A 22,308-nucleotide genomic window follows, 5' to 3' on the forward strand; every position below is an offset into this window, starting at 1 on the left:
GTACCAGGTTTAATTTCGGCACTTTCCTGTAAACGTAAAATAGTCGGTTAAAGGTTAGACTTATAAGAGTTTTACCAGCTAATATGGGTTCACAAAAGTAACTCCATTTCTTTAATTCTAGCATGTTTTGCAGCTTTCTTGCCACGTTTATTTAAATTATCGTGCGTATCTTTGACAAAAATACGAAAATATGAAATTGCAATCGCTTACTGCCCTTTCTCCTATTGACGGACGATACCACCGGCAAACTGCCGAATTGGCACCTTATTTTTCAGAATGGGGGCTAATAAAGTACCGGGTTCAAATGGAAGTTGAGTATTTTATTGCGTTATGCGAGTTACCCTTACCTCAATTATCGGCAGTAAACCAACAGGTATTTAGCGATTTACGCCAGATTTACCAGAACTTTTCGGTAGAAGATGCTACAGCCATTAAAGAAATTGAAAAAACAACGAACCACGATGTAAAAGCCGTGGAATATTTTATTAAAAACCATTTCGATCAATTGGGTTTAGAAGCCTACAAGGAATTTATTCATTTTGGTTTAACCTCCCAGGATATTAATAACACTGCTATACCGCTTTCGTTAAAAGATGCCGCTCAAACGCAGCTTTTACCAGCTTTTAAACAAATGATGGAGGAATTACAGCAAATGGCGGTGTCCTGGAAAAATATTTCTTTATTAGCCCGCACCCACGGGCAACCGGCTTCGCCAACTCGCTTAGGCAAAGAAATACAAGTTTTTGCCGAACGTTTGCAGGGGCAATTAGCCCAGTTAGAAGCCATACCTTATTCTGCTAAATTTGGCGGTGCTACTGGTAATTTTAATGCGCATTTTGTGGCTTACCCGCAAATAGATTGGATTGCTTTTGCCAACAAATTTGTAAACCAAACTTTAGGATTAAACCGCAGCCAATACACTACTCAAATTGAGCATTACGATAACTTAGCTGCTTTTTTTGATGCCGTTAAGCGTTTAAATACTATTTTAATTGATTTTGCCCGCGACGTTTGGCAATATATTTCGGTAGGTTATTTTAAACAGAAAATTAAGGCGGGGGAAGTAGGCTCATCGGCCATGCCGCATAAAGTAAATCCAATTGACTTTGAAAATGCCGAAGGTAATTTTGGAATAGCTAATGCCTTACTGGAGTTTTTAGCAGCTAAATTACCCATCAGCCGTTTACAACGCGATCTTACCGATTCTACTGTATTACGTAACTTGGGCGTGCCGTTGGCTCATACTATTATTGCCTTAAAATCTTTACGGAAAGGAATTAGTAAATTAGAACTGAATGAATTGGCTTTAAAGCAGGATTTAGAAGAAAACTGGGCGGTAGTAGCCGAAGGCATTCAAACTATCCTGCGTCGGGAAGGTTACCCGCAACCCTACGAAGCTTTAAAGGCTCTTACCCGGGTAAACGAAAAAATCACTGCTCAAACCATTAGCCAATTTATTGATACTCTGAATGTAAATGATGCTGTAAAAACAGAATTAAAAGCAATTACTCCGTTTAATTACACGGGAATTCTGTTTTAGCATTTCTAACTCATAAGTTTTTAACTTCGACCTAAGTAGCATGTCCGTTTTAAATGGCATAAAAGTAAATACCGATTGCATTTATTTCCGGGGCGATGTTCCCTGTAAACCAAATAAAGAATCGGGTTATATATGCAATGATTGTCCGGTTTATACGCCTATTCAAACGCGCATTCTTATTATTAAATTAGGGGCGATTGGCGATGTAATCCGAACAACGCCATTACTCCGGAAAATACGGGCTACTTATCCACAAGCTAAAATTACCTGGCTCACCCATACGCCAGCTATTCTTCCCAAAAACGAAATAGAAGAAATTTTAAAATTTGACTTAGCGGCCATTCTGTATCTGCAAAACACCAGTTTTGATATCTTATTCAATTTAGATAAAGACAAAGAAGCCTGCGCCCTGCACGATACCATTTCGGCAAAACAAAAATTTGGTTACACCTTACAAAATGGTGTTGCTTATCCATCTAATTCGTTAGCCAATCATAAGTATTTAACCGGGGTTTTTGACCAAGTAAGTCTGGCAAATAAAAAGTCGTACGTAGAAGAAATCTTTGAATTGTGCGGTTGGCAGTTTAACTACGAAGAATATATTTTTGACACCCACGAAGACAAAGGTTATGTATGGCCACTTGACCGTACCAAACCACTTATCGGCCTGAATACCGGTTGCGGTGACCGTTGGACAACCCGGCTGTGGTCGGATGAGAAATGGCTAGAGCTTATTCGTTTACTACAGCAGCAAAACTTTACGGTGGTATTATTGGGAGGTGAACAAGAAGATGCTCGCAATAAACGACTCAGTGAAGCTTCTAAGGCTACTTACTTAGGTTATTTTAAGTTAGAGCAATTTATTAATCTAATGTACCAGATGGACGTAATTGTTACGCAGGTAACCATGGCCATGCACATTGCCATTGCGTTGCGCAAGAAAATGGTTCTGCTGAACAACATCTTTAATCCCCACGAATTTGAACTGTACGGTCGGGGCGTAATTATTCAGCCGAATAAAGATTGTGCTTGTTTTTACCGGGGTACTTGTAAATTTGGCACTTCCTGCATGGAAGATTTACCTGCCGCTAAAGTTTGGCAAGCCGTTAAAGATACGCTAAAATCAGGAGTTATACCTGCGCCGCCACTTGCTTAAGCGTTTGCACCATACTTTCCCAGGAAAACTGCTTTTTTAATATACTAACTTGTTCCGTCAGAAAAGCTTCCCGGTCCTTTTCGTAAAAATCTGCAATGGCTGCGGCAATAGCTTCCGGATCTACGGGAGTAACATAACCTGCCTTACCGTCTGGCACCAATTCGGCTAACCCTCCTACATTTGTTACTACCATAGGCTTATTAAAATGATACGCAATCTGCGAAACCCCACTTTGAGTAGCCTGTTTGTAAGGTTGAACAACTAAATCAGACGCGCAAAAATATTGTCTTACCTGGTTGTTCGGGATAAAATCCGTAGCACGTATAATTTTATCTTCTAATTGGTATTGCGTTATTAATTGGTTATACACTTCAGGACTTTCGTAAAACTCGCCGGCAATGATAAGCTTTAATTTTTTATACTGAGCCAGTTTTTCGCTGGCAAAAGCTTTTAATAAAATATCCAGCCCCTTGTAACTCCGGATAAACCCAAAAAATAAAATGTAATGGTAGTCGGGGTTTAAGTTTAATAAACGTTGCGCTTCGAGTTTTGAAAGAGGCTCTCCAAAATTATCGTACAAAGGATGCGGATGATATACTTTTACTTTAGTAGGTTGCAGCTTTTTTAAATCACCTAGCACGGCTTTCGACATGGTTACAAAACCTTGGCAGGCCTGCAAAAAATATTTAGTAAAAGGCAAATCGCCCATTCGTTTTTCGTGCGGAATGACATTATCGGTAATAGCTACAATTTTTGTATGCCTATTGCGGGCTACTACACGGGCAATGGTGCCTAAGGCTGGTCCCATAAAAGGCAGCCAAAATCGAAAAATTAGTATATCTGGTTTTTGCTGACGTAAATAGTTACCCGTTTTTAGCCAAGAAATGGGATTTACAGAATTTATAAATGCTTTAATATTTAAATTAAGAGGAGGAGCTTCGTCGGAGTACTGAGTCTTACCCGGAAACAAAAAACTGGGGTACTGCAAACTAAAAGTAATTATTTCTAATTCGTCGCCGTCTTGCTGAAAAGCTTTAGCTAATCGTTCGTTATAAGTAGCTAAGCCACCGCGCAACGGATGAGCCGGTCCAACAATTACTATTTTAGACATGCGTTGGCCTTAATCCTATCTGATCCCGGATTAGATACTCCTTTTTACGACTACCCGTAAGGGAAATCATTTCGGCTAGAAAACCAGCTAAAAATAGCTGTACTCCAATTATTAAGGCTACTAAGGCCAGGAAGAATAATGGTTGCGCGACCACATCGCGGGTGCGCTGGTGCAGGTAAAATGAAGAATATATTTTATCACCAATCAGCCACATGGTAATAACAAAACCTATCAGAAAAGATAAGGTACCCATGGCACCAAAAAAGTGCATGGGGCGTTTCTTAAACCGAGAAACAAATGTAATGGATAGTAAATCAAGAAATCCGTAAACAAATCGTTCTAGCCCAAATTTAGTAGTACCATATTTCCGCTCGCGGTGCTGTACTACCTTCTCCCCAATTTTCTTAAAGCCGTTCCACTTGGCAATTACCGGAATATAACGGTGCATTTCGCCGTATACATCAATACTTTTTACTACCCTTTGATCGTAGGCTTTCAACCCACAATTAAAATCATGCAAAGGTATCCGGGAAATTTTACGGGTAACCCCATTAAATAATTTCGTCGGAATAGTTTTAGACAAAGGATCAAAACGTTTCTTCTTCCAACCCGAAACTAAATCATATCCTTGTTCGGTAATCATTTGGTATAACTCCGGTATTTCATCCGGGCTATCTTGTAAATCGGCATCCATGGTAATGATTACTTTACCACGTGTTTCCTTAAAACCAACATTTAAAGCAGCTGATTTACCATAATTCCGGTTAAACCGGATGGCCCTGATTGCGGGATTTATAGCAGAAAGGTCCTGAATAACGTTCCAAGAATTATCGGTACTACCATCATCTACTAAAATAATTTCATAAGAATAGCCGTGCGAAACCATCACACGGCTAATCCACTGGGTAAGTTCCGGTAAGGATTCTGCTTCGTCCAGAAGGGGAATCACTACCGATATATCTAAATCGGGTTTTTGCATTAAAATTATTTATTCAAATTCAGGTCGGGTACGCTTTAGTATAGCCGAAATAACTAACGATAATAAAAATCCAAAAAATAAACCTCCAAAAACAGCAAATACTACTATCATACCAGGAGTCATCATTTTTTCAGATACCGAAATTGCTTGTTCTATTTGATCATCGCTCATACCTCTCTTTTCTAGTTCGGATACCTGCATCTCACGCATTTTATCAATAAAGCCTGTATCAATAAATTTTACGTAGATAAAAGTAAAAATTCCTCCTAGCAAACTTGATACTGTTGTTACGAGAGTTCCTATACCCAAGCCTTGCCCGTAAGACATGTAATTATTATTCTGCCGTTTAAATTCCCGCATGGCTAATACAATAGCCCCAATCAGAATAACAAACGATATCCAACTTAAGGCTTTATTGGTAAAAGCCAGGTCTGTAATATTTAAAATAAGCGAGTAAACAATAGAAATAATCCCGCAGATTAGTCCGTAACGTAGGGCAATAGCATTTTTTGAAGGAGCTACCGTTGTAGTAGAATAATTATCCATAACCGTTTAAATTAGTTTAAATGCTTTATTTTCGGTAAAATGTAGCTGATACTAAGGAGAATAAAAAACCTACTAGTAACAATTTCAAAAAATTATCGAGAACTAAAGATTTAACGGTAATTTGGTCGAGCTTGGTATAGTTTAAAGCGTAAACCTGTTTTCCATTTGGCAAGTTAAGAAAGTGACTTTTATTCTGTTCCATCATGGTTTTCATTTCCTGAATATGCCCTTGCAGTGCTTCTGCTCCCACTATCAAAGAAAACGCATAAATTAATAACCCAAAAGTTATGGCCGCTATAAAGGAGGTTAACCATGCCAGTTTTAAACCTTTAAAAAACCTTAAATCTGAATTAAATTTTCTTTTATAATAAGCAGTACCTGTAAATAAGAACACCGGTAGTAAGAATAAAGCATAAAAAGCATTCTGGCCGTACGGATTATTCCCTGTTAGGTAAACGATTAGTATCACTAAGAAACTAGCCCCTGCTGCTAATACTCCAAATCGTACGGCTGTTCTTAAAACTGCTTGCTCCAACATTGCTATAAATTAATTCTGGTACTTTTAGGAAAGCCTTCTTTTGCTAGAGAGTATAATCGGGATTTAACACCAACTGATTTTTGTTTACAATACCAAAAACTTGCCCTTGCAACGTATGGTCAAAAAAAGGATTATTTTTACTTTTAGAAGCTGTGCTAGATTCACTCGGAATCCAGGTCTGATTCGGGTTAAATAAAGTTAAATTAGCTACTTCCCCTACTTTAATGGCGGGGATTTCTTTTTTTAAGATATTACGCGGCGCAAAAGCTAATTTTGTAATTACTTGTTCCAGGCCAATTACAGGACTTAAATAAGTATTTGCCACAGCAAAAGCAGTTTCTAAACTTGTAATTCCAAACTCTGCTAAATCAAACTCCAGATTCTTAGATTCAGTGTCTTGAGGGCGGTGCGCCGAAACTAATGCATCAATCGTACCATCCGCTAAACCTTGTAATAAAGCTTCTCTGTCTCGCTGAGATCGGAAAGGTGGATTTACTTTATAATTGGTATCAAAAGGTAATATCTCTTCGTCGGTAAAGGCCGTTTGGAAAGCGGCCATATCGCAGGTAATATTTAATCCCTCTCGTTTAGCTTCCCGGATTAATTCAACTGCCTCTGCCGAAGAAATTAAAGTAAAATGCAAACGACCACCCGTATATTTAAGTAATTTTATATCCCGAGTCACAACTACTTCTTCGGCCAGGGAAGGCATGCCTTTTAATCCTAATTGCGTGCTCATAATGCCTTCGTGCATTAAACCGTGTTGCGTAAGGCTACTATTCTCGGGTTTCTGAATCAAAAGTCCATCGAAAAATTGTACATATTGCAAAGCTTTTACAAGTACATCAGCCTGTTGCACTGGCTGTAAACCATCCGTAAAAGCAATAGCTCCTGCTACATGCAAATCTATCATTTCGGTAAGTTCTTTTCCTTGAGCATTCATAGTGATTGCTCCTAGGGAATAAAAACTTACCGGCAATATTCTCGAACGATTTTGAATATACCCAATCGAGTTCTTGGTTTGGTGCACTGGTTCTACATTAGGTAGGCAAGCTACTTCGGTAAATCCGCCTTTCACTGCAGCCAGAGCTGCACTTTGTAAATCTTCCTTGTGTTCAAAACCGGGATCACCAATCCAGGCATTCATATCTAGCCACCCCACAGAAACGCATAAACCAGCCTGGTTAATTGTTTCTGTTTCTGAATTAGGTGTTGGTATATTTTGACTAATATCACTTATATAACCATCTTTAATCAATATATCAGTGGTACTCTGATGCAATTTAGAAGCGGGAGCAATTACTTTTACTGATTTAAGTAATACCTGCATGTTAGAAATATCGGATTAGTAAAATTTCTGTGAACATAAAAACAAGACACAATATTAGACAATATTTCCATAGAGGTACACCTAAATTTTCGGTTGTTAACTCTTTTTTTAAGTCTAGTTGGTTTGTAGCATTAATTACATGAATATTTTTTTGCCCTGCCGTAAGTCTTTGCAGTTCTTGTACTGTATACTGCTTTAAAAAAGATTCTTTTTTATCAAAATTAAAAGCTAATCTAGCTAGTACTGAATCTTTTTGGATTAATTCATAAAATCCTGCTTCGTTTGCCTCAGCCGGAATACCAAGAACCAATTCGTTTTTCCGAACTTGTTGCTCCGGAATGAAAGATGTGCTATCCTTACGTAATTGTACTATTTGGTCTGCTGGCGCACTTTGTTTAAAAGGAATAGTAAGAATACGATTACTCATGGAGTAGGCTAAAGGCTGTTGCTCCCGAGAACTAAGCATTCCTATTTTATACATTACCGGCACAAACAAAGCATGATTCTGAAAATCGGAATAAGCTTCTGTTAAAGGCGAAGCAAACATATAAATCTGACCATTGCCTAATCTAAAAGAAGACAAAAAGCTTCCCCCTTCTTTAAAAGATAAAATATCACTAGCAGACCGATTCCAGCGCCAAAGCCTGGTACCTTGTGGTAAAATAGTATTACGATTTTGCTCGCTGAATATATTTTGGAAAAACGGGTTACGTATTTCAGGGTACGCGAGTAAACTTTTACTTGCTCCTTGCTGATTCTGTACTAATTGCACATTGCTTAATTGTAATTTAGCTAAGAAACTTTGATAAGAATTATAATTAACCTTATCACCTGGTATGATAAGGATGTTACCTCCATCCTGAACAAATGAACGTAAGTTATCCGCCAAAGGAGCATCTATATCGTTAATGCTATTTAAAACAATTAAATCGGCCTGATTAATTTGTTTATAATTTATATTATTTACAGAGGAGGCTGTATATCTAAATATATTTTCGTTTGTAAATAGATTATTACCAATTAAGTTATTGGAATTAATTTCTAAAATCTTAATGCTTTCTGAAGGCTTTAGAATAAAATAAAAAGTATTATCAAAAGTCACTGGAAAATCTTCAATAACAATCCTGCAATTTGCCATATTGTTACTACTTAATCGGTAATTTAGGGTAAATGGAACGGTTCGGTTAGGTGGCACATTTACACTTAACGCTGAAACCTGTTTATTATCAATAAAGAATTTAACCTGACAATCTTTTTCCGTAATTCCTGCGTTACGTACTCTTACTTGAAGCGCATTCTCTTCATTTTGTCTTATAAATACATCTTCGCTATAAACAGTATCTATCAATAAGTTATTTTCACTTGAGCTTTGAATTGGTACTAAATAATATTCATTTACATTGTCAGGTATCTGGAAAGAATTAGGCTTAACTATCGACTTTTGAAAATCAGAGAATAGAAAACCCTTAAATGGCTTTCTATCTTCTTCTTGATTGAACCAGGAAAATATAGAATGCAGAGAACGGGAGTTAACCGCTTCTTTTATAAGCCCTACTTGTTTCTGAAAATTAGATTTATTTAAATCAGTATATGAAAACTTCGAATTTGTACTTATCTGGTAAGAAGAATTTACATTAAAAAACTTAGTTAATTCATTTGTTTGGTCTAGAGCAGTTTGCAATAAAGTATTATTGCCAATTTTAGCTTCATTCTGCATGCTAAATGAATTATCAATAAACACTTTCGCTCTATTAGTAGACAAACCTATCTTGTTTCCATTAGACAGGTATGGTTGGCTAAACAATAAAACTAATGAAATAATAAAACATATACGAGCTAGGAGAATGAGCCATTGTTTTAATCTCCTATGGCTAGCAGTAATGCTTTTTACTTCTTTAATAAATTTTAAATTAGTAAAGAAAACATGCTTCGCTCTTCGTAATTCAATTAAGTGTATTACAATAGGAATACTAACCGCGAGTAAACCATACAAGAAGGTCGGGAAGAGAAAACTCATTACAAATTTCTTTTTAAACTAAAGTATGTAATTTACTAACTTACATATAAAGAAGTTTATTATAATGTAATAAATTAGCTTTAAATCAAACTTTGTTATTAGAAGTTACCTCTTTATTGTCAGTATAATAAATAAATCATTTGTATTTTCTAAAGCCTTAGCGGGGATGCTGCTCGGCTTTCTGCTGTAAAACTTCTTAAACTGGCTGGTTCTATTTCGCTATTTGATAGTAGTAAACCGACTTACTTAAATTTAACTCCTAGCATGCCTTGCTGATGACTATTAATGTTTGGTGGCACATCTCTTCCATTAACTTCCGCTTTGGGAAGGGCTTCGAAGATTTTTTCTATGCTCTCTTTCTTTAGCTTTAGGTTAAGAGCCAATTTAGCATAAATTGCCTTGGTCCTCGTGAAGCGGTACTATAAGGTCACCAAGGTTCAAGGGTTAGATTACCAATCATTTCCACTAATCTTGGTAGGCAAGAACTTTTTGGAAGTTGTTCTCTTCTACTTGTACGTTAAGGTTCTAAATATTGACGTTCTAAATAGTGAGGTTCTAAATAGTTAATTATGGTAATACGTGATACCTAAACCCGTGATTATACCTTTCCAGGTTCTTTCATTTTTATAAAGAGAGAAGAATAAGGCAAGAATCCGCTACCCATTTCACTAAAAAGCAGAACGCCCGCATCTTCAAGGAAGGTGGGGGCGTTCAGAGGAAAAAAGGGGTTGGCGGCTACCTACTCTCCCGCATGTGATTGCAGTACCATTGGCGCTACGGGGCTTAACTGCTCTGTTCGGAAAGGGAAGAGGTGAACACCCGCGCTATAACCACCATTATTGTTCGGCTTACTGGTTAAGTAAGCGAAGCTGCCTGGGCAGCTTTGATAATGGCTAAAGTCTTATTCACTAGCACCACGTGCTAGCGTAACATAAATGGGCAAGAGAAAACGCTACCGTGGACTGGAAGTAAACAGGGTTTTTAAGAAAGTTTACGGGTAATTAGTACGGCTCAGCTTTGCAGTTTCTTGCTTTACACCTGCCGCCTATCAACGTGATCATCTCTCACGACCCTTAAAAGAAATCTCATCTTGAGGTGAGTTTCGCACTTAGATGCTTTCAGCGCTTATCTCATCCAAGCGTAGCTACCCGGCGCTGCAACTGGCGTCACAACCGGTGCACTAGCGGCTTGTCCAACCCGGTCCTCTCGTACTAAGGTCAGGTCCTCTCAAATTTCTTACGCCCACAACAGATAGGGACCGAACTGTCTCACGACGTTCTGAACCCAGCTCGCGTGCCACTTTAATCGGCGAACAGCCGAACCCTTGGGACCTTCTCCAGCCCCAGGACGTGACGAGCCGACATCGAGGTGCCAAACCTCCCCGTCGATATGAGCTCTTGGGGGAGATCAGCCTGTTATCCCCGGCGTACCTTTTATCCTTTGAGCGATGGCCCTTCCATGCGGAACCACCGGATCACTATATCCTACTTTCGTACCTGCTCGGCTTGTCGGCCTCACAGTCAAGCACCCTTTTGCTATTGCACTCTACGCACGGTTACCAAGCGTGCTGAGGGTACCTTTGAAAGCCTCCGTTACTCTTTTGGAGGCGACCACCCCAGTCAAACTACCCACCAAACACTGTTTCCCTTGCGAGATTAGGCTCCAAATAATTCAAGGGTGGTATTTCAACGTTGTCTCCACGATGCCTAGCGACACCGCTTCATAGACTCCCACCTATCCTACACATGAATTATCCAGAGTCAATGTTAAGCTATAGTAAAGGTGCACGGGGTCTTTCCGTCCCGTTGCGGGTACTCGGCATCTTCACCGAGACTACAATTTCACCGAGCTCACGGCTGAGACAGCGCCCAGATCGTTACACCATTCGTGCAGGTCGGAACTTACCCGACAAGGAATTTCGCTACCTTAGGACCGTTATAGTTACGGCCGCCGTTTACTGGGGCTTCGATTCAGAGCTTCGCCCTTGCGGACTAACCCCCCCTCTTAACCTTCCAGCACCGGGCAGGTGTCAGGCCTTATACTTCATCTTTCGATTTCGCAAAGCCATGTGTTTTTGTTAAACAGTCGCCTGGGCCTTTTCACTGCGGCTTCTTGCATTGCTGCAAGGAAGCGCCCCTTCTCCCGAAGTTACAGGGCCATTTTGCCGAGTTCCTTGGCCGTGATTCACTCGAGCGCCTGAGGATGCTCTCCTCGACTACCTGTGTCGGTTTACGGTACGGGTAGCTTCATAGTAAACGCTTAGCGGGTTTTCTTGGAAGTCGGATTAGGGTCATATCACCGCCCCCGAAGGGTTGGTGTACTATCGGCTTTCAGCTAGTTCGGCGGATTTGCCTACCAAACTACTACCTACCACCTTCAACGTACTATTCCGTCAGTACGCAGACCTTTCACTCCTCCGTCACCACATCACTCTATGAAGCTAGTACGGGAATATTAACCCGTTGTCCATCGACTTAACCTTTCGGTATTGCCTTAGGACCCGACTAACCCTGAACCGATTAGCGTTGTTCAGGAAACCTTAGTCTTACGGCGTGCAGGTTTCTCACCTGCATTATCGTTACTTATGCCTACATTTGCTTTTCTCATCGCTCCAGCACCCATTACCAGGCACCTTCAACGCCGATGAGAATGCTCCCCTACCACATGTATTACTACATATCCATAGCTTCGGTACTATACTTGATGCCCGATTATTATCGATGCCCTGTCGCTCGACCAGTGAGCTGTTACGCACTCTTTAAATGAATGGCTGCTTCCAAGCCAACATCCTGGCTGTTAAAGCAACTGGACCTCCTTTGTTCAACTTAGTATAGATTTAGGGACCTTAGCTGATGGTCTGGGTTGTTTCCCTCTCGGCGTGGGACCTTAGCACCCCACGCCTCACTGCCGCGTATATTTTAGAGCATTCGGAGTTCGTCTGGATTCGGTAGGATGTGACTCCCCCTAGTCCAATCGGTAGCTCTACCTCTCTAAAACTCTAACCACGACGCTGTTCCTAAAAACATTTCGGGGAGTACGAGCTATTTCTCAGTTTGATTGGCCTTTCACCCCTACCCTCAACTCATCCAAATCCTTTTCAACGGAAACTGGTTCGGTCCTCCATGTGGTGTTACCCACACTTCAACCTGGTCAAGGGTAGATCACAAAGTTTCGCGTCTACCCCCTCTGACTATGCGCCCTATTCAGACTCGCTTTCGCTGCGGCTCCATGTTTTCAAACATTTAACCTTGCCAGAGAGGAGTAACTCGTAGGCTCATTATGCAAAAGGCACGCCATCACCCCACGAAGAGGCTCTGACCGCTTGTAAGCGTATGGTTTCAGGTTCTATTTCACTCCTTTATTCAAGGTTCTTTTCACCTTTCCCTCACGGTACTGGTTCACTATCGGTCTCTCAAAAGTATTTAGCCTTACCGGATGGTACCGGTAGATTCAGACGGGATTTCGCTGGTCCCGCCCTACTCAGGATCCCACTAAGGCTGAAAAGCTTACGCTGACAGGGCTATCACCTTCTCTGGCTTACCTTTCCAGGTAATTTAGCTTTACTTTTCAGTCCCATCTCGTGGTCCTACAACCCCAGTATTGCCGTAACAATACTGGTTTGGGCTCTTCCCTTTTCGCTCGCCACTACTCAGGGAATCATTTTTATTTTCTCTTCCTCCGGGTACTTAGATGTTTCAGTTCTCCGGGTTTGCTCACCTTGCGGTGTGACTAGTCTTCAACTAGCCGGGTTGCCCCATTCGGAAATCTCGGGATCACTTCGTATGTGCCAATCCCCCGAGCTTATCGCAGCTTATCACGTCCTTCCTCGCCTTTGAGAGCCTAGGCATCCCCCATACGCCCTTAGTAACTTTCTTAAAAAATTTACTCTTTACTCGTATTTACAGTCTACTCTAGTTTTTCTCTTGCCATTATGTCAAAGAACTTTATCTTAGGCGTTAGTTGCTCGCTTGTGGGTCGATGGGATACATCGGCCAGCCAAACAAAAAATCCTAAGTTTAGTAGTAAAGACCTGTTGCCTTTACTGAGGTACTATTTAAGTGTGGAGAATAACGGAGTCGAACCGTTGACCTCCTGCGTGCAAAGCAGGCGCTCTAGCCAGCTGAGCTAATCCCCCATGTGCTGGTGGGCCTGCCTGGACTCGAACCAGGGACCTCTACATTATCAGTGTAGCGCTCTAACCACCTGAGCTACAAGCCCTCATTCTTCAGTTGAGTTGCATGCTCCGGCTTTCTTAAGCTTGAAGTCCTTCTTTCTTGTCCTTGCCCGCTCTCGTTTGCTTCTCAAGCTTACACGCAGCTATGATGCCACTTCTTTTTTTCCTGACTACTAACCAGTCGTTAGTAGCAATAAGGTTTGAATAAGAGAGAGAGAATAGCTAACCGGTTAGAGTAACCATCAGCTCCAGAAAGGAGGTGATCCAGCCGCACCTTCCGGTACGGCTACCTTGTTACGACTTAGCCCCAGTTACCAGTTTTACCCTAAATCGCTCCTAGACGGTTACGATCTTCAGGTCTCCCTGACTTCCATGGCTTGACGGGCGGTGTGTACAAGGCCCGGGAACGTATTCACCGCGTCATTGCTGATACGCGATTACTAGCGATTCCAGCTTCATGAGGTCGAGTTGCAGACCTCAATCCGAACTGAGAACGGTTTTTTGAGATTGGCATCTTATTACTAAGTAGCGACCCTCTGTACCGCCCATTGTAGCACGTGTGTAGCCCTAGGCGTAAGGGCCATGATGACTTGACGTCGTCCCCACCTTCCTCACTGCTTGCGCAGGCAGTCTCTCTAGAGTCCCCGGCATTACCCGCTGGCAACTAAAGATAGGGGTTGCGCTCGTTGCGGGACTTAACCCAACACCTCACGGCACGAGCTGACGACAGCCATGCAGCACCTTGCTTTGTGCCCCGAAGGGAAGCCTCATCTCTGAGGCGGTCACGCGCATTCTAGCCTAGGTAAGGTTCCTCGCGTATCATCGAATTAAACCACATGCTCCACCGCTTGTGCGGGCCCCCGTCAATTCCTTTGAGTTTCACCCTTGCGGGCGTACTCCCCAGGTGGATAACTTAACGCTTTCGCTAAGACGCTGGCCGTGTATCGCCAACATCGAGTTATCATCGTTTACGGCGTGGACTACCAGGGTATCTAATCCTGTTCGCTCCCCACGCTTTCGTGCCTCAGCGTCAGTTACAGTCTAGTAAGCTGCCTTCGCAATCGGTGTTCTGGATAGTATCTATGCATTTCACCGCTACACTATCCATTCCGCCTACCTCGTCTGTACTCAAGCCTGACAGTATCCATGGCAGTTCAACAGTTGAGCTGTTGGCTTTCACCACGGACTTATCAAGCCGCCTACGCACCCTTTAAACCCAATAAATCCGGACAACGCTTGCACCCTCCGTATTACCGCGGCTGCTGGCACGGAGTTAGCCGGTGCTTATTCACCAGGTACCGTCAGTTCCCTTCGCAAAGGTATTTTCTTCCCTGGTAAAAGCCGTTTACAACCCAGAAGGCCTTCATCCGGCACGCGGCATGGCTGGGTCAGAGTTTCCTCCATTGCCCAATATTCCCTACTGCTGCCTCCCGTAGGAGTCTGGTCCGTATCTCAGTACCAGTGTGGGGGATCATCCTCTCAGAACCCCTAGTCATCGTTGCCTTGGTGAGCCGTTACCTCCACCAACTAGCTAATGACACGCATGCCCATCTTTTATCGCCGTAGCTTTAATCATCCTCAGATGCCCTCAAATGATATTATGCGGTATTAATCCGAATTTCTTCGGGCTATCCCCCAATAAAAGGTAGGTTGCATACGCGTTACGCACCCGTGCGCCACTAACTGGAGTATTGCTACTCCAGCCCGTTCGACTTGCATGTATTAGGCCTGCCGCTAGCGTTCATCCTGAGCCAGGATCAAACTCTCCATTGTAGAATATAATTTGTGAGTATCACTACTCAAATTTGTCTCGCTGGATGGTTACCTGCTCTTTTAACATAAGACCCTCTCACCATCAAGATGAGATGTAGCACTTATGCGGTTTGCTATTCTCTTTTCTCACTCATTCAAAGAACTTTTGTAAACCTGTCGTTTACTTAGGCAACCTTCTTAACTGCTCATTAAGCAAGATTATTTTCTCTCTTTTTCCCGTCTTTTCTCTTTTGAAAAAACCTTGTTTCGTTTTGGGAGTGCAAAGGTCAACATCTTTTTCCTTCTTTCCAAATCTGAAAGTAAAAATTTTAATCTTTTTTTTTCACTCCCCTATTTCCTCCTCCCTCTCTCCGAAAACTACCTCTTCGCTCCTTCAAACGAAAAGGCTTTCCTGCCTGCTTTTCTTGCCTCAACCTGCTGTCGATTTGGGAGGGCAAAAGTCCGAATCTTTTCTCAAACCTCCAAACTTTAAGGAAACTTTTTTTTCGAAATTTACCGGGCTTTAATCGGCGCTTTTCGCCGAAACAGAAGACAAAAGTACGAGCCTTTCCCCGCTTGCGCAAACTTTCTGCTCACTTTATTTTACCCCCCTTATGGGTCCCTACTTTTTATCGGAGTAGAACCCCGGTCCAGCCGGCTACCAGACTCTTCTTTTTCTTTTCGGGCTCGCCTCCCGCCCATGCTTTTGGCCGAAGAAAAAAAGGAAACTTATCTCCCCCTTTTTCGTTGCGGTGCACAAAGGTAACACTTCCCCCGCCGCTTTTCCTAATACCAACCCCCATTTTCCCTCGCCCCCGGCCTAACTCCCTGATTCCCCCCCAAGAAAAAATTCCTCCTAAGCCCCTTTCTCGTTCCTATATTAAGCCACTTTACATTCGAATAAAGACTTGGATTTACATATATCTTTTTAGCTATTTTCTTAAAGTGCTAATTCTATCCGGGCCAACACTTACAATTGTTATTGGAATTTGCAGTTGGTTTTCTAAGAAGTTAATGTAGGAGTGAAATGCATCTGGCAGACCATCGAAACTTACAATTTTACTAGTATCAGCTTTCCAACCGGGCAAAGTAGTGTAATAAGGTGTTAATTCCCCATCAATAAATTGGTGCGGAACAGTATCTATTAATTCGCCGGAAGGTAATTTATAGTGGGTACATACCTTAATTTCTTCAAAATCATCTAACACATCAGCCTTCATCATATTAAGCTGAGTAACTCCATTTAACATAATGGAATATTTTAAAGTTGGCAGATCTATCCAACCGCATCGGCGAGGCCTACCCGTAGTTGATCCAAACTCATGACCGGCCTGGCGAATGTTCTCTCCTACCTGGTCTAACAATTCTGTCGGAAAAGGACCACTACCTACTCGCGTACAGTACGCTTTAAATATACCATATACTTCGCCAATATGCCTTGGAGCCACACCTAAACCAGTACAAGCTCCAGCAACTAAGGTATTAGAAGACGTAACAAAGGGATACGTACCAAAATCAATATCCAGCAAAGACCCTTGTGCTCCTTCAGCTAAAATACGCTTCCCATCTTTTAGGGCTTGGTTAATCATATATTCACTATCCACTAACCGAAGAGTTTTTAAGTACTCAACAGCTTCAAAAAATTCTTTTTCCTGCTCTGAAATATCTAAGTCACGCTGGTAAAAACTTACTGTTTTCCGATGCCGTTCAATTATCCGATTATATCGGTCATTAAAATCGGCAAGCAAAATATCTCCAACGCGCAAACCAGAGCGGCCTATTTTATCTTGGTAAGTTGGACCAATTCCCTTAAGTGTAGAACCAATCTTATTTTCACCTAAAGCTTCTTCGGATACCCGGTCAATAAATTTATGGGAAGGAAGAATAAGAGATGCTTTTTTTGATATAAAAAGGTTTTTAGCTGCATCCACACCGCGAGCAGATAGTTTTTCCATTTCCGCTTTAAAAATTATTGGATCTAGCACTACACCATTGCCAATAATATTAATAATGTCAGGATGAAAAACACCAGAGGGTATTTGGTGCAGAACATGCTTAATACCATCGAATTCTAAAGTATGGCCTGCATTAGGCCCACCTTGAAAACGCGCTACAATGTCGTAAGTAGGTGCTAATACGTCTACAATTTTACCTTTGCCTTCGTCGCCCCACTGAAGACCAATTAATATATCTACTGCCATTTAAATAAGGAGTATTTAGTGAAAATAAGGATGTTAAGGAATTAATTAAACCTGAATAAGAGAGGAAATTCAGGACTTACTTAAAAAATCGGCAGCTGCCTGATCTGTATCTGTTATTGTAAATATATTATTGAGTTTAGTAATAATAAGGAGTTTACGAATTTGTTCTGACGGATTGATCAGCACCATTTCACCTCCCCGATTACGAAACTTAGTTAATAAAGAAACCAAAACGCCAATACCACTGCTATTTATAAAACGCACTTCTGATAAATCTACGGCACAAAGCAACTTTGTATTATTAATGCTACTATTTACCAGCTCAACTAATTGTTGAGAATCCGGGTTACCAATTAAATCACCTTGTAATCGAACGTAAACTATATCTTCTGTAACGGTACTTTCCAGTTTCATGAATTTTGCGCGTTGTTTTTTGCCCGGCAATCAGCACAGATGCCGTATAAATTCAAAGAATGGTGCAAGATATGAAAATTTAATAGTTCCCCTACCATGGTCTGAATATTATGAATTCGAGGATCGCAGAACTCGACAACCTTATGGCACTCCGTACAAATTACGTGGTCGTGCTGCCGGTACCCATACGATTTTTCATACTGAGCCAGATTACGGCCAAATTGGTGCTTACTTACTAAATCGTTTTCTACCAGTAAATCTAAGGTGTTATACACCGTAGCCCGACTTACCTGATAATTCTTATTCTTCATACTAATGTACAACGACTCTACATCGAAGTGTCCAGTACGGGAATAAATTTCTTCCAGAATGGCGTAGCGCTCGGGAGTTTTCCGCAAACCTTTACTTTCGAGGTAAGCGGTAAATATTTTTTTTACTTCGTTATATTTTATTGGATCTAACACGTTTATAACCTTTCATTAAAAACTTACTAAAATTTACTAAATTCTACCTTTAAGTAGAGTAATCAAACTATTATGAATCGAATCGTTCTACCAGAATTACTCCGTTCACCCGGTTAAGACGCTGAATTAACTTTTCTAAATGGCTGGTATCGTTAACAAAAACCATAATTTTACCATCAAAAATTCCGTCATGCGAATCTAAAGTAATAGACCGCATATTTACCTTTAAGCTATTAGAAATAACTTTAGTTAAATCATTTACCATTCCTACCCGGTCTGTGCCTTTAATCCGAATTCCGGCCAGAAATACTAATTCATATTGATCTGTCCATTTAGCTTTTACAATGCGATTACCGTAATTAGACATTAATTCTACCGCTTTCGGGCAAGAGGTACGGTGAATAATTATGCCTTCTGTTTCCGTCTCAAAACCAAATACATCATCGCCCGGAATAGGATTACAGCAAGCAGCAATGCTATAAGCTATTTTAGAGGTATTCTCCCCGATTACCAACATGTCAGAGGTTACTCCTCGTATTTTCTGTACTTCCTTGTCGAAGCTTTTTTGATCGAAATGGTCATTTTTTACCCGCTCAAGAACCAGATTATGATCAAAAATCTCTTCTTTAATATCCTTGACCTCAATCTTATTAATGGCTATCCGGAAGTAAAACTCCTGCGGATGCGGCACATGAAAGAAAGTAAAAAGGCGGTTTAAATTAGATAAGGAAGGTTCAATTCCTAACTGTTGCAAACGCTTCTCTACGATAGTTTTGCCTTCTTCTGCTTTAATTTTCCGATCTTCTCGTAAGTATTCTTTAATTTTTGACCGTGCCCGGGAAGTAGTTGCAAATTTAAGCCACTCTTCGGATGGCCGTTGTTTTTGGGAAGTTAATATTTCTACCTGGTCGCCGTTATGAAGCCGATAACTTAAGGGAACAAGCTTTTGATTTACTTTTGCCCCGATACATTGCGTGCCAATTTGGGTATGAATTTCAAAGGCAAAATCCAGAGCGGTAGCTTTATCCGGTAAAATAATTAACTGACCTTTTGGCGTAAATACAAAAACCTCTTCGACAAATAAATTTTTCCGGAAGTCATCCATAAACTCCAGCGCATTAGAATTATTTGTGTCGAGCATGTCCCGAACCTTATTGATCCATTGCTCCAATCCTGATTCATGCCCGCCGGTATTACCTTCGCTCTTATATTTCCAATGAGCTGCATAACCTTTTTCCGCAATATCATCCATGCGCTGGCTCCGGATTTGAACTTCTACCCATTGTCCCGTATGACTCATGACCGTAGTATGTAACGACTCGTAACCATTAGCACGTGGCGTACTTACCCAATCCCGCAATCGATCCGGATTGGGTTGATAAAAATCGGTTACAATGGAATAAACCGACCAACATGCTGCTTTTTCTATTTCTAAAGGCACATTCAAAATAATCCGGATAGCAAATAAGTCATATACTTCATCGAAGGTGATATTTTGCTTACGAATTTTCTTTAGAATAGAGTAGATGGATTTAGGACGCCCTTTTACTTCAAAATCAAACCCTTGCCGCGCTAATTCTTCTTCCAGAGGCGATACAAAATCTTTAATAAACTTGTTTCGGGCTAATTTTGTTTGCCGGATTTTATTCGTTATTTCTTTATAGGTTTCGGTATCGGTATATTTTAGATATAAATCTTCCAACTCCGATTTTATAGCGTACAGGCCCAGGCGATGAGCCAATGGGGCATACAGATACATTGTTTCCGAGGCAATTTTTAATTGTTTGTCCCGAGCCATGCTATCCAGGGTACGCATATTATGTAAGCGGTCAGCCAGCTTAATCAGAATTACACGTACATCGTCCGAAAGAGTAAGAAGCATTTTCCGGAAATTTTCGGCTTGCTGCGACGTACCATAATCAAAAACGCCGGAAATTTTAGTAAGTCCTTCAATAATCCGAGCTACGCTGTGCCCAAATTCCCGCTCTATATCCGGAATTTCGAGTTCAGTATCTTCTACTACATCGTGCAACAAGGCGGCCACAATAGAGGTAGTACCCAAACCAATTTCTTCTACAGCAATTTGTGCTACCGCTAATGGATGCAGAATGTAAGGCTCGCCCGACTTACGACGCATATTCTTGTGCGCCTCTAACGAGGTATTAAATGCTTTTTTAATAATTTTTGCATCATTATCTTTTAAAAAAGGCTTGGCATATTTTAGTAACCGGCGATAATGACGTAGAATTTCTTTTCGCTCTTCTTCTGGGTCAATCATTTTTGTATAAGGTGCGTTTCGTCGCATTTTACATAATAGCAATTGCTAAACGTTTAGCGTCTTCTTACTTGGAACCAAATGTACTTATCCTAATAACATAATTTACTACTATATCGTGCCTATTTTAAGCGAGAACTACTTTACAGGAAAACTTCTGATATTAAATTAAAAAGGCCAACATTAACTATATAACTGTTATACCCGCCTATATTGCTTTATTTAAGTAAAATATTTTACAAAAAAAACATATAGCACCTTGCATTTAGCTCCAGATTTAGTACCTTTGCAGCATAATTGAAAAGCCTTGCGGATGTGGCGAAATTGGTAGACGCACTAGACTTAGGATCTAGCGCTTCACGGCATGGGGGTTCGAGTCCCTTCATCCGCACTTCAACACCCTCAACATTCCTGTGTTGAGGGTTTATTTTTAATGCAGTTTCCAATAACCTAAATTTGTAAGCCTTGAACATTACCTTAAATCAAAACGACACAACCAATGCTAACTTGAAGGTAGTATTGCAGGAAGCGGATTACGCTCCTAAAGTTGACGAAAAAATAAAAGAATACACCAAAAAGGCACAGATCAAAGGATTTCGCCCGGGCAAAGTTCCGGCTGGCCTTATCCGTAAAATGTACGGCAAAAGTATTCTGGCTGAAGAAATCAACGGCTTGCTTTCTAAATCTGTTAACGACTATATCAAAGAAAATAACATAAAGATTTTAGGTGAGCCGTTACCCGATGAAACAAAGCAAAACACGATAGACTGGGATAATCAAAAAGAATTTGAGTTTGATTTTGAATTAGGCATACTGCCAGATTTTGATTTAGATCTAGCGGCAGGTGAAACATTAGATGCTTATAAAATTGAACTGGACGAGGAAACCATAAACCAGGTACACGAGCATTTGCAACGTCAGTACGGCGAAACAGCTAACCCGGAAACTTCTGAAGCAAACGATTATTTATCAGGTGAGCTCCGCCAAGTGGATGGCGAATTTAAAACCACTACCCTCCTACCTATAAATAAAATAAAGAAAAATCAAGAGCAGTTTATTGGCGTTAAACCAGGCGAAGTAATTACTTTTGATCTGCAAGAAGTATTCGATCAGGATGCTGGAGCCATTTCGCATGTTACCGGCCAGAAGAAATCGGAAGCTGCCGAACTAAAAGGGAACTTCGAATTTGCCGTAGAAAAGATTAACCGCACTACGGCTGCTGAATTGAATCAGGAATTATTTGATAAAATTTTCGGCAAAGACGCTGTAACTACCGAAGAAGAATTTAATGCCAAGTTGCGTGAGACCTTAGCGGAAAATTACCAGCAAGAGGCTGATAAAGTATTAAAGAATAAACTGGTAGAAAAACTGGTTAAAGAAACAAATATTACCTTACCAGAAGAATTCTTTAAAAAATGGCTGGCGATTTCTAACCAGGGTAAATTAACTCCGGAGCAAATTGAGCAGAACTTTGAGCAATACAAAGACGAGCTTAAGTGGTCAATGATTCGCAATAAGGTAGTTGAAGAAAATGACATTAAAGTTTCGAACCAGGAAGTAGTAGATGCTACCAAGGCTAAGATGTTTGCGCAATTTAATATGCCTGATATTTCGGAAGAGTTAGCAGAAACCATGAGTGGTTATATTGATAATTATCTGAAACAAAATAACGGTCGTAACTACATTAACGAATACGAAGCCATTTTGGCAGAAAAAGTATTAGATGTATTAAAAGATAAAGTTACTGTAGTCGAAAAGTCAGTAACGGCGGATGAGTTCCGGAATTTATCGTTCTAATTTCCACTTTTCGA

General features: G+C 40.8%; 14 protein-coding genes, 3 tRNA genes and 3 rRNA genes. 4 read left to right on the forward strand and 16 right to left on the reverse strand.

Annotation, left to right across the window (positions count from 1 at the left end):
• Positions 1 to 190 precede the first annotated feature (190 nt).
• Positions 191 to 1,540, forward strand: a complete 1,350-nt coding sequence (gene purB / locus HUW48_RS21005) for an adenylosuccinate lyase (RefSeq protein ID WP_182412802.1) — start codon at positions 191 to 193, stop codon at positions 1,538 to 1,540.
• A gap of 40 nt (positions 1,541 to 1,580) precedes the next feature.
• Positions 1,581 to 2,696, forward strand: a complete 1,116-nt coding sequence (locus tag HUW48_RS21010) for a glycosyltransferase family 9 protein (RefSeq protein WP_182412803.1) — start codon at positions 1,581 to 1,583, stop codon at positions 2,694 to 2,696.
• Here the strand turns inward: HUW48_RS21010 and HUW48_RS21015 are convergent.
• The 16 genes from HUW48_RS21015 to HUW48_RS21090 form a co-directional block, all read right to left on the reverse strand.
• Positions 2,671 to 3,807, reverse strand: a complete 1,137-nt coding sequence (locus HUW48_RS21015) for a glycosyltransferase (RefSeq protein WP_182412804.1) — start codon at positions 3,805 to 3,807, stop codon at positions 2,671 to 2,673. The two genes, HUW48_RS21010 and HUW48_RS21015, sit on opposite strands and share 26 nt — an antisense overlap.
• Entirely contained in the window at positions 3,800 to 4,786 is a 987-nt protein-coding gene (locus HUW48_RS21020) for a glycosyltransferase family 2 protein (protein WP_182412805.1), read from the reverse strand. The genes HUW48_RS21015 and HUW48_RS21020 overlap by 8 nt, the downstream gene beginning before the upstream one ends.
• A 9-nt stretch (positions 4,787 to 4,795) precedes the next feature.
• On the reverse strand, positions 4,796 to 5,332 hold the full coding sequence (locus tag HUW48_RS21025; RefSeq protein ID WP_246343564.1) for a DUF4199 domain-containing protein: 537 nt from the start codon (positions 5,330 to 5,332) through the stop codon (positions 4,796 to 4,798).
• Between the two features lie 25 nt (positions 5,333 to 5,357).
• Positions 5,358 to 5,870 (reverse strand): DUF4199 domain-containing protein, encoded by a 513-nt coding sequence (locus HUW48_RS21030; protein ID WP_182412806.1) that lies wholly within the window; start codon positions 5,868 to 5,870, stop codon positions 5,358 to 5,360.
• A gap of 43 nt (positions 5,871 to 5,913) precedes the next feature.
• Positions 5,914 to 7,200 carry a dihydroorotase gene (locus tag HUW48_RS21035; protein WP_182412807.1) on the reverse strand — a complete coding sequence of 429 codons (1,287 nt, stop codon included), beginning with the start codon at positions 7,198 to 7,200 and terminating at the stop codon, positions 5,914 to 5,916.
• A gap of 1 nt (position 7,201) precedes the next feature.
• Complete coding sequence (locus HUW48_RS21040) at positions 7,202 to 9,217, reverse strand: BatA domain-containing protein (protein WP_182412808.1); 2,016 nt, start codon at positions 9,215 to 9,217, stop codon at positions 7,202 to 7,204.
• Positions 9,218 to 9,943: 726 nt separating this feature from the next.
• A 5S ribosomal RNA gene (rrf, locus tag HUW48_RS21045) occupies positions 9,944 to 10,055 on the reverse strand.
• A 143-nt stretch (positions 10,056 to 10,198) separates the two neighbouring features.
• A 23S ribosomal RNA gene (locus HUW48_RS21050) occupies positions 10,199 to 13,092 on the reverse strand.
• Positions 13,093 to 13,278: 186 nt separating this feature from the next.
• A tRNA-Ala gene (locus HUW48_RS21055) sits at positions 13,279 to 13,352 on the reverse strand.
• 6 nt (positions 13,353 to 13,358) lie between these two features.
• A tRNA-Ile gene (locus HUW48_RS21060) sits at positions 13,359 to 13,435 on the reverse strand.
• A gap of 208 nt (positions 13,436 to 13,643) precedes the next feature.
• A 16S ribosomal RNA gene (locus tag HUW48_RS21065) occupies positions 13,644 to 15,164 on the reverse strand.
• The 16S, 23S and 5S rRNA genes sit together here with 2 tRNA genes alongside, the layout of an rRNA operon.
• Positions 15,165 to 15,772: 608 nt before the next feature.
• Entirely contained in the window at positions 15,773 to 15,946 is a 174-nt protein-coding gene (locus HUW48_RS21070) for a hypothetical protein (RefSeq protein WP_182412023.1), read from the reverse strand.
• Positions 15,947 to 16,075: 129 nt separating this feature from the next.
• The gene (locus tag HUW48_RS21075) at positions 16,076 to 17,344 is read right to left on the reverse strand and encodes an adenylosuccinate synthase (protein ID WP_182412809.1); all 1,269 of its coding nucleotides are present in this window, start codon (positions 17,342 to 17,344) and stop codon (positions 16,076 to 16,078) included.
• 69 nt (positions 17,345 to 17,413) lie between these two features.
• Complete coding sequence (locus HUW48_RS21080; protein WP_182412810.1) at positions 17,414 to 17,758, reverse strand: STAS domain-containing protein; 345 nt, start codon at positions 17,756 to 17,758, stop codon at positions 17,414 to 17,416.
• Positions 17,755 to 18,222, reverse strand: a complete 468-nt coding sequence (locus tag HUW48_RS21085; protein WP_394368423.1) for a Fur family transcriptional regulator — start codon at positions 18,220 to 18,222, stop codon at positions 17,755 to 17,757. The genes HUW48_RS21080 and HUW48_RS21085 overlap by 4 nt, the downstream gene beginning before the upstream one ends.
• 70 nt (positions 18,223 to 18,292) lie before the next feature.
• The gene (locus HUW48_RS21090) at positions 18,293 to 20,527 is read right to left on the reverse strand and encodes a RelA/SpoT family protein (RefSeq protein ID WP_246343565.1); all 2,235 of its coding nucleotides are present in this window, start codon (positions 20,525 to 20,527) and stop codon (positions 18,293 to 18,295) included.
• A gap of 279 nt (positions 20,528 to 20,806) precedes the next feature.
• On the opposite strand from HUW48_RS21090, the gene HUW48_RS21095 reads away from it, so the two are divergent.
• Both HUW48_RS21095 and tig read left to right on the forward strand, forming a co-directional pair.
• Positions 20,807 to 20,888, forward strand: a tRNA-Leu gene (locus HUW48_RS21095).
• Positions 20,889 to 20,962: 74 nt separating this feature from the next.
• Positions 20,963 to 22,294: a trigger factor gene (gene tig, locus HUW48_RS21100; protein ID WP_182412811.1), complete on the forward strand. Its 1,332-nt coding sequence runs from the start codon at positions 20,963 to 20,965 to the stop codon at positions 22,292 to 22,294.
• The last annotated feature ends 14 nt before the right edge of the window (positions 22,295 to 22,308 follow it).

This window comes from Adhaeribacter radiodurans (genome assembly GCF_014075995.1).
Classification (GTDB): domain Bacteria; phylum Bacteroidota; class Bacteroidia; order Cytophagales; family Hymenobacteraceae; genus Adhaeribacter; species Adhaeribacter radiodurans.

Bases quoted from the DNA above. Each gene is read 5' to 3' on its own strand.
- HUW48_RS21040 (WP_182412808.1), bottom strand. From the start codon at position 9,217: ATGAGTTTTCTCTTCCCGACCTTCTTGTATGGTTTACTCGCGGTTAGT.
- HUW48_RS21080 (WP_182412810.1), bottom strand. From the start codon at position 17,758: ATGAAACTGGAAAGTACCGTTACAGAAGATATAGTTTACGTTCGATTA.
- HUW48_RS21025 (WP_246343564.1), bottom strand. From the start codon at position 5,332: ATGGATAATTATTCTACTACAACGGTAGCTCCTTCAAAAAATGCTATT.
- HUW48_RS21075 (WP_182412809.1), bottom strand. From the start codon at position 17,344: ATGGCAGTAGATATATTAATTGGTCTTCAGTGGGGCGACGAAGGCAAA.
- purB (WP_182412802.1), top strand. From the start codon at position 191: ATGAAATTGCAATCGCTTACTGCCCTTTCTCCTATTGACGGACGATAC.
- HUW48_RS21015 (WP_182412804.1), bottom strand. From the start codon at position 3,807: ATGTCTAAAATAGTAATTGTTGGACCGGCTCATCCGTTGCGCGGTGGC.
- HUW48_RS21070 (WP_182412023.1), bottom strand. From the start codon at position 15,946: ATGGGGGTTGGTATTAGGAAAAGCGGCGGGGGAAGTGTTACCTTTGTG.
- HUW48_RS21090 (WP_246343565.1), bottom strand. From the start codon at position 20,527: ATGCGACGAAACGCACCTTATACAAAAATGATTGACCCAGAAGAAGAG.
- HUW48_RS21020 (WP_182412805.1), bottom strand. From the start codon at position 4,786: ATGCAAAAACCCGATTTAGATATATCGGTAGTGATTCCCCTTCTGGAC.
- HUW48_RS21030 (WP_182412806.1), bottom strand. From the start codon at position 5,870: ATGTTGGAGCAAGCAGTTTTAAGAACAGCCGTACGATTTGGAGTATTA.
- HUW48_RS21035 (WP_182412807.1), bottom strand. From the start codon at position 7,200: ATGCAGGTATTACTTAAATCAGTAAAAGTAATTGCTCCCGCTTCTAAA.
- HUW48_RS21010 (WP_182412803.1), top strand. From the start codon at position 1,581: ATGTCCGTTTTAAATGGCATAAAAGTAAATACCGATTGCATTTATTTC.